Annotated in this window: 11 protein-coding genes; 4 read left to right on the top strand and 7 right to left on the bottom strand. The window is 59.9% G+C overall.

The genetic code is table 11. The features are described from left to right. Window positions 1–270: 270 nt before the first annotated feature. The 6 genes from NKI08_RS18060 to NKI08_RS18035 all read right to left on the bottom strand — a co-directional run bounded on the left by NKI08_RS18060 (window position 271) and on the right by NKI08_RS18035 (window position 7230). Window positions 271–1590, bottom strand: coding sequence for an ABC transporter substrate-binding protein (locus NKI08_RS18060; protein ID WP_352769414.1), 1320 nt, complete (start codon window positions 1588–1590; stop codon window positions 271–273). Between the two features lie 94 nt (window positions 1591–1684). Beyond that, a complete protein-coding gene (locus tag NKI08_RS18055; protein WP_352472496.1) occupies window positions 1685–2533 on the bottom strand; it encodes a carbohydrate ABC transporter permease in 849 nt (282 codons plus the stop codon). Beyond that, window positions 2530–3447, bottom strand: coding sequence for a carbohydrate ABC transporter permease (locus NKI08_RS18050; RefSeq protein WP_502899644.1), 918 nt, complete (start codon window positions 3445–3447; stop codon window positions 2530–2532). The genes NKI08_RS18055 and NKI08_RS18050 overlap by 4 nt, the downstream gene beginning before the upstream one ends. A gap of 19 nt (window positions 3448–3466) precedes the next feature. Continuing rightward, window positions 3467–4558, bottom strand: coding sequence for an ABC transporter ATP-binding protein (locus NKI08_RS18045; RefSeq protein ID WP_352449658.1), 1092 nt, complete (start codon window positions 4556–4558; stop codon window positions 3467–3469). 49 nt (window positions 4559–4607) lie between these two features. After that, the gene (arfA, locus tag NKI08_RS18040; protein ID WP_352472494.1) at window positions 4608–6119 is read right to left on the bottom strand and encodes an arabinosylfuranosidase ArfA; all 1512 of its coding nucleotides are present in this window, start codon (window positions 6117–6119) and stop codon (window positions 4608–4610) included. Window positions 6120–6303: 184 nt separating this feature from the next. After that, window positions 6304–7230, bottom strand: a complete 927-nt coding sequence (locus tag NKI08_RS18035) for an ArsR/SmtB family transcription factor (protein ID WP_352472493.1) — start codon at window positions 7228–7230, stop codon at window positions 6304–6306. A 246-nt stretch (window positions 7231–7476) separates the two neighbouring features. On the opposite strand from NKI08_RS18035, the gene NKI08_RS18030 reads away from it, so the two are divergent. Genes NKI08_RS18030 through NKI08_RS18015 form a run of 4 tightly spaced genes read left to right on the top strand, consistent with a single transcriptional unit; the run spans window position 7477 to window position 11506 of the window. Continuing rightward, a complete protein-coding gene (locus tag NKI08_RS18030; RefSeq protein ID WP_352472492.1) occupies window positions 7477–8355 on the top strand; it encodes an ABC transporter permease in 879 nt (292 codons plus the stop codon). After that, window positions 8352–9173, top strand: coding sequence for an ABC transporter permease (locus tag NKI08_RS18025; RefSeq protein WP_352472491.1), 822 nt, complete (start codon window positions 8352–8354; stop codon window positions 9171–9173). Before NKI08_RS18030 ends, NKI08_RS18025 begins: the two co-directional genes overlap by 4 nt. 22 nt (window positions 9174–9195) lie before the next feature. Continuing rightward, entirely contained in the window at window positions 9196–10338 is a 1143-nt protein-coding gene (locus NKI08_RS18020) for an extracellular solute-binding protein (protein WP_352501366.1), read from the top strand. Then, window positions 10331–11506 (top strand): ABC transporter ATP-binding protein, encoded by a 1176-nt coding sequence (locus tag NKI08_RS18015; RefSeq protein WP_352769403.1) that lies wholly within the window; start codon window positions 10331–10333, stop codon window positions 11504–11506. Before NKI08_RS18020 ends, NKI08_RS18015 begins: the two co-directional genes overlap by 8 nt. 19 nt (window positions 11507–11525) lie before the next feature. On the opposite strand, the gene NKI08_RS18010 is transcribed toward NKI08_RS18015, so the two are convergent. Then, window positions 11526–12503 (bottom strand): branched-chain amino acid ABC transporter permease, encoded by a 978-nt coding sequence (locus tag NKI08_RS18010; protein WP_352771227.1) that lies wholly within the window; start codon window positions 12501–12503, stop codon window positions 11526–11528. Window position 12504: the final 1 nt, after the last annotated feature.

Here is a 12504-nt window from a genome sequence, read left to right as displayed (position 1 = left end):
GGATCGAATCGGGCATTCCGCTCTATCTGTTTGTTTCAGCCGCATTTGTGCGACGCCAAGTGGTTCCACTTGGCTGCAAAATGCTTAGCGGAATCCTCCAGTCAGGGCTTGCGTCGGCTGCTGCCGAGGTTGCGGCGCCGTGGTTGGCGTGTTTGACCCGGTCGCCACCGGCAAGTCGCGCAATTCGAGGACAATAATCACTGCCTCACTAAAAACCCGCGGCCGTTTCCAGCCGCGGGGGGCCTTGGGAGGGCCTTTCGAAACCGGTGGTCAGATGTTGGCGAGCAATTCGTTGACGCGGCTTTCCATGTCGGCAAGGGCGGTGTCGATGTCCTTCTGGCCACTGATTGCTGCACTCATCTCTTCGCCGATAATGTCCTGGATCGCAAACTGACGCTGTACGGCGGACGGCAGCGGCTTGCCGAGATCAGCGACCGCAGAGATCGTGTTGCGATGCGGCAGGGCCTTGAAGGCGTCCGAGGTGATGACGGCCTTATAGGCCGGCAGGTGACCGGTGCGCGACCATTCGAAGTCGTTGTCGGCGAAGAACTTCAGGAATTTACCGATGGCCGCGATCTGTTCGGGCGTGCGGTCTTTCTGCGAAACGGCCCAGGTGTGGCCGTCGGCATACTGCGCGTGGGCGCCGCCAAACAGCTGCGGATACGGATAGACCGCATAGCCGCCCTTGTTGAGCGCCGTACCCTTGGTCTCGGACTGCGCGTTGTAATCGCCGACCACCCAGGTGCCGTTAAGGTGGACGCCACCCTCGCCGGCAAGGAAGGCGTTGATCGACCCGCCATAATCGAGATCCTTGGTGGTGTAGCCCTTCTCGAAGATCGCCTTGTACATCTCGATGACCTTCTTGGCTTCCGGCGTATTCAACTTCACATGCTTCGGATCGGCGAAGAAATCGGAATCCTGCTGGAAAAGATAGGTATAGAGGTTGCGTGTGTAGAGTGCAGTCTCATTGGTCAGGTTCTGGACGAAATAAGGCTTGCCCGTCTTCTGCTTGAACTGTTCGGCCTGGGCGAGCAGTTCCTCGGGCGACTTTGGAAAAATCGGCGTGCCGTCGGCATTGACCAGGCCGGCTTGTTTGAAAAGATCCATGTTGACGTGATAGAGCATCGTCCAGCTGTCGATCGGCAGGCCGTAGATCTTGCCGTCTTTGGTGGCGCCATTGCGCGCCGCGTCGGTGAAGGCGTCGGGTGTCACGCCGACCGACTTCAAGAGATCGTCGAGCGGCATCAACAGGCCCTTCGACTGATAATCCGACAGTACGGATTCATGGATCGTGACGATGTCCGGAGCGTCGCCTGAAGCGAACTGCGCGGTCAGCTGATCATAGCCGGGCCATTCCACGGTAGTGACGTTGACATGGACATCGGGATTGTCGGCGTTGAACTTGTTGATTAGCGAGGTGATGATGCCGCATTCGCCAACGGCCTTGGTGGCATCGGTGTTGGTGCCGAAATCGGCATCGCAGGCGCCGAAAAAGCGCTGCACGCTCAGCTCCGTGGCCGCGAAGCTTGGACTTGCGAGCATCATTGCGCCCGCAGAGACTGCGGCAAACAGTATTTTCTTCAGTTTCATATCAGTTCCTCCTACTGAGTTTCTGCCGCTCCACCCTGGATTGGCTTTCGTGCTTCAATTGCTGCGCATTCCCCCGGCCGTCAGGCAATCTTCGTTATCTCACCGCAGCGCCGGAGACCGCCGTGACGATGTATTTCTGGAAGAACAGGTAGACGATCAGGATCGGTGCACCGGCGAACACCGCCTGCGCCATCAGGAAGCCGATGCCTTCGGACTGGGCGAAGTTGGTCTGGGTCGAGGCCATGCCGACCGTCAGCGTGAACATGTCCTTCTTCGTCGCCGAAATCAGCGGCCAGAAGTAGTCGTTCCACGCGCCGAGAAAGGTGAAGATGCCGAGCGTCGCCTGCGCAGGCAGCGTGAGCGGCAGAAGCACCTTCCAGAAAATCCTGAGCCGGCTGGCGTTATCGAGCATGGCGGCTTCGTCCAGCTCCTTCGGGATGGCCTTGAAATACTGGGTCATCAGGAAGACGCCGAACGGAGCTGAAAGGCCCGGCAGGATGAGCCCTTGATAGGTGTTGTGGAACTTCAGCATGCTGAAGATCTGGTGACGGGCGACAAGCACGGCCTGTTCCGGGACCGCCAGGCCGAACAGCACGATCACGAACAGCACGTCTCGGCCGGGGAAATTCAGCCGTGCAAAGCCGTAGCCGGCGAGCGATGACAGGATCAACGTGCCGAGCGTCAATCCGCCCGAGACGATGATGCTGTTGCGCACCCAGATGAACACCGACGAGGTGCCGACGGTGTTGATGTAGTTCTTCAGCGTATAGGGCGCGTGAAACACCGAATTCGGATCGGCCATCAGCTCCGTATTGTCCTTGAGTGACAGGCCGATGACCCACAGAACCGGCGCGATCATGACGATCGAAAGCAGGATGACCAGGGCCAATAACAAATGGTCGCCAAATGCCCGGCCCTTGATGGAAGCTGCTGGGGCCCTCATGCCTGGTCTCCCCTGCTGCGTGTCACCAGGTACTGGGCCATGGCCGCGACCAGGATGAGGATGAACAGGATTTCCGATGCAGCGGCGCCCAGGCCGAGATCCCAGCGACGGAATGCGGTATCGTAGATGTAGAGCACGATCGGCTTGGTCAGATTGTTCGGACCGCCGCGCGTCATCAGCCAGGCCTGGCCGAACAGCTGGAATTGCAGCACGATCTGGATGATGATCACCAGGATGAAGGTCCGCTTGATCGACGGCAGCGTGATCGACCGCAGCGTCTGCCAGCGATTGGCATTGTCCAGCGCTGCCGCCTCGTAAATGTCCTGCGGGATCTGCTGGAGTGCCGAGAGAAAGAGCATCATCGGCAGGCCGATGCACCACCAGATGGTGGCAATGGCGATGCCGACCATCGCCAGGCTGGGATCGGAAATGAAGGCCGGAGCCGTTGCGCCGAACCATCCGTAGATCGTCGACAACAGGCCGACATTCGGAATGAAGACGATGCGCCAGATCAGCGTGACGATGGTGACCGACAGCACCGACGAGGAAAAGAACAGCGTCCGCAAAACCGCGGCAGTGCGCGTGCGGCGGTTGAGGCAAAGCGCCAGGAAAAGGCCGATCAGCGCCAGCGTCGGCACCGTCAGAAGCACGAAGTAGAAGGTGTTCCAGATCGATTGCAGGAAGACCTTGTCGTGATACAGCCTGGCGTAATTGCCGAGACCGACAAAATTTCCGGACGAAAACGTGTCGGCTTTGTGGAAACTTAGCCACATCCCCCAGAGCAGCGGGAAGAGCAGCAGCGTGGTGAAGAAGAACAAGAATGGCGCAACGAAAATGACGTTTCGCCATTGCGGCGCAGAGATGTCGGCGGTAGGGGCTCTGACGCCGACAGCAAGCGTCGCGGTCGGGGACATCGCCAGCCGGTCAGCCATCTCAGGCCTCTCTCGCATGCCAGGCGCGGCCGGTCTCGTTGAACAGATGCGATTTCTGGCCGTCAAAGGCGAGCCCGATTCTGTCGCCGACGGCGACGCGGCTGTTGCCGGCATCCGAGCCGACGATCTGCTGGCCATCGCCCAGCCGCGCGTAGATCAGGGTGCGTTCGCCGAGCCGCTCGAGCACATCGACCACGCCGCCGGCGTTGCCCTGTCCGGCGGCAACGATGCGCACGTCTTCAGAACGGATGCCGAAAGTGTACTTGCCATCGGTCAGTTGGCTGGAGGCGATCTCGGTCTGCACCGAGACGCCGTCCGCAAACCTGGCCGTGGCGTTCTCGCCGGATCTGTCAAGCGTCGCATCGACGAAGTTCATCGCCGGCGCGCCGACGAAACCCGCGACGAATTTGGTCGCCGGGCGTTCGTAGATCTCCATCGGGGTACCGATCTGGTCGATCTTGCGATTGTTCATGACGACGATGCGGTCGGCCAGCGTCATTGCCTCGACCTGGTCATGGGTGACGAAGATCATCGTCGATTGCAGCCGCTGGTGAAGCTGGGCAAGCTCGATGCGGGTGCGGGTGCGCAACGCCGCATCGAGATTGGAAAGCGGCTCGTCGAACAGAAAGGCCTTCGGCTCCTTGACGATCGCACGGCCGATGGCGACGCGCTGGCGCTGACCACCGGAGAGCTGGCCCGGCTTGCGATCGAGCAGATGCGGCATTTCGAGGATGCGGGCGGCTTCGTTGATGCGCGCCTCGATGACCTTGCCTGGAACGCCGATATTCGCAAGCCCGAAGGCCATGTTGTCGCGCACCGTCATGTGCGGATAAAGCGCATAGGACTGGAACACCATGGCAATGCCGCGCTTGCCCGGTGGCAGATGATCGATGCGCTCGTTGTTGATGGCAATCTCGCCGCTATCGACAGCTTCGAGCCCGGCAATCATTCGAAGAAGCGTCGATTTTCCGCAGCCGGACGGGCCCAGGAACACGATGAATTCGCGTGCCCTTATGGAGAGCGACAGATGATCCAGCACCGTCATGGCACCGAACTGCTTGCTCACGTTCCTGATCTCGATATCGGCCGTCACGTCGACGCTCCTCCTCAGCGTTTGCGCTTTCTCGATGATCCGCCTGAACTCAGAGCCTCAGGCGTATGACCTGGTAGGAATAGGCCGGCAGTGACAGGCTCAGCTTGCCGCTGGCGAGCGAGGCGCCCTCACCCTTCCTGGGGCCGACATTGCCAGGGTTTTCGGCCGAATTGACGGCTTTCAGATCGGCGTGTGCCATCACCTGGTGATCGACGATCTCCGCCGCGCCGAAGCCGGTGAGGTCGACCACTGTTTCGATTGCCTCGCTCGAATGGCGGTTGACCGCGAAGAAGGTGACGTGGCCGGTTTGCCTGTCGTGCACGCCGGCAACATCGACATAAGCGACGTCGCCCGCAACGCTGGATTTGTAGGTCGGGCTTTCCACCTTGAGATCCAGCGCATTGCCGCGACCATAGCTAGAAGCAAACAGATAGGGATAAAAGATCGTCTGCCGCCATGCCGGGCCATTCGGAACGGTCATGATCGGCGCAATGACATTGACCAGTTGTGCCAGGCAGGCGATCTTGACGACATCGGAACGGCGGATGAAGGTGTTGAGGATCAGGCCGACCTGCAGCACATCCTCGAAATTATAGATGTCTTCGAGCAACGGCGGGGCGAACGGCCAGCCGTTGCTGCCGCCGAGTATCTTCCTGTCCTGCTCCTTGGAATGGTACCAGACGTTCCATTCGTCGAACGAGATGTAGACCTGCTTGTTGGAGCGCTTCTTGGCCTTGATATACTCGATGGCGCCGGCGACCGAGACAATGTAGTCGTCGAGCTTTTCGCTCATGGCGAGATAGTTCGGAGCGTCGTTGGCTTCGTTGTCGAAATACATGTGCAGCGAGATGTAGTCGACCTCGTTGTAGGTATGGTCGAGAACCGTCGCTTCCCATTCAGGGTAGGTCGGCATCTTGGCATTCGAAGAGCCGCAGACCACCAGCTCGAGTGACTTGGAGAAGGCACGCATGGCCTTGGCCGTCTCATGCGCCAGCCGGCCATACTCGTCCGCGGTCTTGTGGCCGATCTGCCAGGGGCCATCCATTTCATTGCCGAGGCACCAGAGCTTGACGTCGAACGGCTCCTTGCGGCCGTTGGCGATGCGCTTGTCGCTCCATTTGCTGCCGCCGGGATGGTTGGCGTACTCCAGCAGGTTGCGGGCTTCATCGAGGCCGCGCGAGCCGAGATTGACGGCAAGCATCATCTCGGTGTTGGCGGAGGTGCACCAATCGGCAAATTCATGCAGGCCGACTTCGTTGCTTTCCGACGTGTGCCACGCGAGGTCGAGGCGCACTGGACGCTGTTCCTTGGGGCCAATGCCGTCTTCCCAATTGTAGGCCGAGACGAAATTGCCGCCGGGGTAGCGGACGATCGGAACATTGAGTTCCCTGACGAGATCGATGACGTCCTGACGCATGCCGTTGGCATCCGCTGTCGGATGGCCGGGCTCATAGATGCCGGTGTAAACTGCCCGCCCCAGATGCTCGATGAAGGATCCGTAGAGCCTCGGATCGATTTCCGAGACGACATAATGCGGATGAGCCGTAACGGCTGCCTTCATGCATTCCTCCCATCGATATCACAAACGATGATTTAAATCATCTTGCCCGATATCAAAGAGGAATTGGCAGCCCTTCGTCAAGCCAAAATACCCAAATGTAGGACAATTAGACGAACGCTTTGGCACAGCAGAAAGCCAGACAGTTGAAATTGCTGCGTTATCTTCAGAACCCGGTTTCATGATATCAACCAGTTTTGATCCTGAGCAGGATGTCCTGATCGTAATTTCCAAAGCCCTTGCCGAAAATATTGATCCCGCCGGGGCGCTTGGCGTCGTCCTTGACGCCGATACGGACGCGGATTGAATGATGGCTCTTCAGATCGAGTGCAGCGAGGCCGGTTTCGGAAATCCTGAGGCCGTCGACATGGGTGCCGTCATTGGCAATTCGCCAGTTCTTCAGCTTACCGTATTGCGAGCCCTTGAGCTTCCACCAGGAGGGCGTGAAGACGCCGCGCTTGTCGCCGAAATCCCCCGGCGACGTCCAGGTGCCGACATCGACGCCATTGATCGTCAGCGTGATGTCCGAGGGCCAATCGGCGCTGGTGCCCGGCACTTCCGAAGACAGCTCTATCGCAACTTCGAGTCCGGTGATCTCGGCATTGGCGAGCTTGGCATTGTTGGGGAACTGGTATTCGACAAAACCGCGCGTGAACCATAGCAGACCGGCCTTCATGCGGTCCGGATCGAGGAAAGTGTTCGGCACATCGAGCAGACCGATGATGCCGTCCGGCGAACAAAGGCCGCAGGGCGCGGTAACCTCGAAGCCGGTATAAAGCCCGATCGGCATCGACACTTCGATCGCGTCGTTCTTGACCGCACGATATTCGCTCTTGAACACTACGAGCACTTCTTCCGCCGTCGGATAACAGATTTTCTGACTGCCTTTCTTCGCTTTCAGGTTCTCGGTGCGGATCAGCCCCGCATCCTCCAGCACCTGGATGTTGGTCGAGACGGTCGACTGCGGAAGCGACAGCACGGCGGCGATTTCGTTGACATTCATCGGCCCCTTCTCATGCAGCAATTTCAGCATCGAGATCCGCGCCGAGGAGGCAAGCCCCTTGAGCACGGCAATGCCTTCCTCAGGTTCAATCACCAGAAAATTGCGACTCATGAAATTGCCCGGCCCATGTAAAATCCATATCCGAAATTACCCTGTATATCGGGATATCTGATTTAATCAATGCAGGCGGAACGCCGGGCAATTTGTTGAATCCGGCAGGGCGAGGGTCGCGCGGGGCCCTGCACAGAATTTGTGCAGGAGCCATATGTAGAGTGGACACCTGAACGCCGATCGCCCAATCTAGTCCGGAGCCGAGCCCGGTGATGGCGGCTTGCACATAAAGCGGTTGGACGGGTCGTGACCAAAGGGTGGAAATTATACGATCAGCGACTGGCCTGGGTCCTCGTCGCGCCTGTGCTTTTACTGCTTACCCTGCTTCTGCTGCTGCCGATCGCGATGATGACGGTCTACACGTTTTTCACCTTCGTCACCGCGGGGGTGGAGTCGGCGGTGCTGACCTTCGACAACTGGAAGGAATTCCTCACCGACAGCTACTATCACGGTTTTCTTTGGAAGACCGTTCGCGTCGGCGCCATCACCGCTGTGATCTGCGCGATCCTTGGCTATTTCCCCGCCTATTTCATCTGGGCCACGACCTTCAGGCACAAATGGCTGTTGTTGCTGCTGCTCATCGTGCCGTTCTGGATCAGCTTCACCATCCGGACATTCTCGTGGATCCATATTCTCGGCGAACAGGGGCTGATCAACGTCGTGCTCATCAGGCTGGGGATTGTCAACGAGCCGTTGCCGATGCTCTACACCGAGGGCGCCGTCATCATGGGGCTGCTGCATTTTCTGCTGCCCTATATGATCCTGAACGTCTATGTCAGCCTGGAAAGCATCGACCGCACGCTGATCGCCGCCGCCCGCTCGATGGGCTGTACCAGCGCACAGGCGTTTCGCGAAGTGACCCTGCCGCTATCGATGCCGGGGCTGGGCGCCGGCCTGCTGCTCTGCTTCGTGCTGGCGGCCGGCTCCTATGTGACGCCGCAGCTGCTCGGTGGCAGCCGCGATGCGCTGTTCGGCAACTTGATCTACGACACCATCATGGGGCAGCTCAATTGGCCGATGGGCGCCACGCTTTCCATCGTCCTGTTCGTCCTGCTCGGCGCGGCCGCGGCCGCCTATAGCCGCTATATGGGCCTATCGCAGATCATGAAGGGCCTCAGTGCATGAGAGCGGATCATCCCGATCGCGAAGGCAGATGGGTGTGGCGGCTGACCGGCGCGATCACGGTGTGCGTTTACGTCTTCATGTTTGCGCCGATCCTCGCCACGGTCGTGCTTTCCTTCAATGCGTCGATGTTCGGCGGCTTTCCCCTCACCGGCTTCAGCCTGCGATGGTACGAAAAGCTGCTCACCAACGAGCCGGTTCTCGACGCCTTCCGGACATCGATGTGGATTGCCCTGGTGACGGCAACGGTGACGACGCTGCTCGGCATCATGGCGGCATTGGCGCTGGTGCGCTTCGAGTTCCGTGGCAAGCAGGCGATCAACACGCTTGTCATTCTTCCCGCGCTGGTCCCCGAAACGATACTCGGCGTCGGCCTGCTGGTCATGATCAAAGCCGTCGACCAGCCGCGCAGCATGACGCTGCTGGTGCTCGGCCACATTCTGCTCACGCTCCCCTACGTGGTGCTGATCGTCCAGGCGCGCATGGTCGGCATAAAACGTTCCTATGAGGAGGCGGCGCTTTCGCTCGGGGCGCCGCGCGTGTCGACATTCCGCGAAATCACGCTGCCGCTGCTCATTCCCGCAGTGCTTGCCAGTGTTCTGCTCGCTTTCACCATTTCGTTCGACAACACCTCGGCCAGCCTGTTCTGGCGGCCGGCGGGCGTCGAGACCATGCCGACGCAAATCCTTTCGATGCTGAAGATCTCGATCAGCCCTGAGGTGAACGCGCTCGGAACCGTCATGATCCTTTTGACGGTCGGCATTCCCTTGGCAGGCGGGCTCATCCTGCAAAGCCTCACCTGGTTCAAGGCAAGCAAGTGAAGATGAAAATGGGAGAATGGAAATGAAACTGACAACCGCCAAACGACTGGAACGGCTCAACGAACGCTATGCCAATGGCGACATCAGCCGGCGATCATTCCTGACGCTGACGGCCGCCGCTGCCGCCGCCACCGGGCTTTCCATGCCTTGGATGGGACGGGCGCTGGCCGCGGTTTCGGAAGTGCGCTTCGACGGATGGGGCGGCGTGGTGCAGGAGGCGATCGATAAGTACGCGTTCCAGCCTTATACCGCCAAGTCCAAGGTCAAGGTCGTCCAGGGCACCTTTGGCGACGAGAACGAGATCATCACCAAGATCAAGACGTCGAAACCAGGCGACTTCCAGATCGTCCATTCTTCCGGCGTCAACTACTACATCAAATACGTCAATGGCGGTTTCAATTCGGAGATCAACGAGGCAAACATTCCGAACATGGCGAATGTCCTGACCGCCATGATCGAGCCGTTCCGCAAGATCACGCCGAAGCTGTCGGCAGTGCCATATGATTACGGCACCACCGGCATCGCCTACAACAACAAGGTCATCTCGCCGGAGGAAGCCAAGGAAAAGGGCGCCAACCTGCTTACCGACAAGAAATATGCCGGCAAGATCGGCGGCTACGCCGATATGACGACGCGCGTCTGGTATGCGGCGCTGCAGACGAAACAGGACCCCAACAACATCCAGGACATGGACGTCGTCTGGGCCAAGGTTCGCGAGACCCGCGATCTGGCCAAGAAATTCTGGAGTTCCGGCGCGGAACTGATGGACCTCCTGTCGCGCAACGAGATCGTCGTCACCGACGCCTGGTCAGGACGTGTCGCCGCCCTGCAGCAGCAGGGCCAGCCGATCGGCTATCTCGACCCTGCCGGCTCATACGCGTGGATGGAGGACATGCTGGTGCTCAAGGGTTCGCCGATGGCCGAATGCGAGGAACTGATCAACTTCATGCTGGATCCTGCCACCTCGATCGCCGTCGCCGAGGGCCAGAACTATCCGCCATCGCTTGACCCCACCAAGGTGAAGCTGACCGACAAGATCGCGGCGCTTCCGGCCTTCGACCCGACTGGATCGATGAAATCGCTGACCTTCGCCGATCCGCTCTACTGGGCGAAGAACGAAGACGCCTGGACCAAGCAATGGGACAGGGTGTCGAAAGGTGCATGACGACAACAGCCACGACCAGCAGCCCCGGCCGGCTTCGGCCGGGGCTGATGGCGACCCGCTCGCCCAGAGCGAGCGGCAGCCGATAGGAAAGCCTGCGGTCGAGTTTCGCGACATCGATATTTTCTACGGCAAGTTCGCCGCTGTGCGCGATTTTTCACTGGCAATCCGCAAAGGTAGTTTCGTCACCTTGCTGGGGCCGTCCGGGTGCGGCAAAACGACGATCCTGCGCTCGATCGCGGGCCTGGTCGACATCTCCAGTGGCCAGATCTCGATCGGCGGAAAGCGGGTCGACGACATCCCGATCTATAAGCGCAACATTGGTCTGGTGTTCCAGAACTACGCGCTCTTTCCGCACAAGAACGTCTTCGACAACGTCGCATTCGGCCTGAAATACCGAAACGTGCCGAAACCGGAAATCGTGCGCCGGGTCAAGAAGGCGCTGGATATGGTGCGGCTGCCCGGCAGTGAGACAAAGCTGCCGTCACAGCTCTCGGGCGGCCAGCAGCAACGCATCGCACTGGCCCGCGCCATCGTCTTCGAGCCGGAAGTGCTGCTGCTGGACGAGCCCTTGTCGGCGCTCGACGCCAATATGCGCGAGGACATGCGCGTCGAGATCAAGAAAATCCAGAGGGAGACGGGCATCACTGCTATCTTCGTGACGCACGACCAGGAAGAAGCCTTGTCGATGTCCGACCACATCGTCGTGATGAACGCCGGCCTGATCGAGCAGATCGGCTCCCCCGCGCAGGTCTATGACCAGCCGGCCACCGCATTCGTCGCCAATTTCCTGGGCAAGGCCAACATGCTGCCCGGCAGCGTGACCGTGATGGACGGCAAGATGGCGACGATCGCGCTGGCCACCGGCCATATCGTAAAGGCGGCCGCGCCGAAGGCGCTCGCGACCGGCAGCGTGGTCACCGTCGTCGTTCGCCCGCAGAAGCTTACCGTCGGTACCGCCGGTGCTGCCAACAGGCTGGCGGGACGGATCGCCTCGACCTCCTATCTCGGCGGCAATGCGGTCTACGAGATCGACATCGGCGCCGGCACGCTGGTGCGCGCCAACACGTTGATCGACGGCCAGCCGCTGCGTGAAGGCGAAGCGGTCGATGTCTGCTTCGACCCGCTGGGCTGCGTGCTTCTCGACGCGCAAGGCTTACGCATCGCCTAGCGAGGCGGAACTGAGCCGTTCAGTCTTTCGCGTCACCCTTTGGCCCGAGAAACCGCGCATAGACCTCACCGACAATACCGCGCCGGAAAACCAGCACGCAGACCATGAAGGTCAGGCCGGTGGCGATGGTCACCGGAAAGTTCGAGGTGGCGAGCATGTTTTCCAAGCCGACGACCAGACTGGCGCCGATGATCGGCCCGGCCATGGTGCCGATGCCGCCGAGGAGCGTCATCAGGATCACCTCGCCCGACATCTGCCAGGTGACGTCGGTGAGCGTGGCAAACTGAAAAACGATCGCCTTGAGCGCGCCGGCCAGCCCGGCCAATGTTGCCGACATGACGAAAGCCGCCAGCTTGTAGTTGGCGACGGAATAGCCCAGCGAAATGGCCCGGCTCTCGTTTTCCCGGATAGAACGCAGGATCATGCCGAAAGGCGAGTTGATGATGCGCCAGATGGCGAACACGCCGATCAGGAAGACCGCCAGCACGAAATAATAGATGTTCATCGAGACGTTCAGGTCGAGCATTCCAAGCAGCCTGCCGCGCGGCACGCCCTGGATGCCGTCCTCACCTCCGGTGAACGGCGCCTGCACGCAGAAGAAGAAGAACATCTGCGACAGCGCCAGCGTGATCATGGCGAAATAGATGCCTTGCCGGCGGATGGCAAAGAAGCCCATCACAAGGCCGAGCAGCGCGGCACCTAGGACACCGAGCAGGATGCCCGCTTCCGGTGGCCAGCCCCAGACCTTGACCGCGTATGCGGTGAAATAGGCCGCCCCGCCGAAGAATGTCGCATGGCCGAAGGACAACAGCCCGGTGTAGCCGAGCAGAAGGTTGAACGCGCAGGCAAACAGCGCAAAGCACAGCATCTTCATCAGGAAGATCGGATAGACGAAGAAAGGCGCCACCAGCAGCGCCAGGATGCCGAGCCCGATCAGCGCCCATTCAAGCCGTGCCGAATTCTTGGCACGCGTCTCGCGAAGTGTCAGTTCGGCCATC

Origin of the sequence: Mesorhizobium sp. M0768 (genome assembly GCF_040320195.1) — a bacterium.
GTDB lineage: Bacteria > Pseudomonadota > Alphaproteobacteria > Rhizobiales > Rhizobiaceae > Mesorhizobium.
Note: the sequence above shows the minus strand (reverse complement) of the source record. Positions and strands in the feature narration are given on the sequence as shown.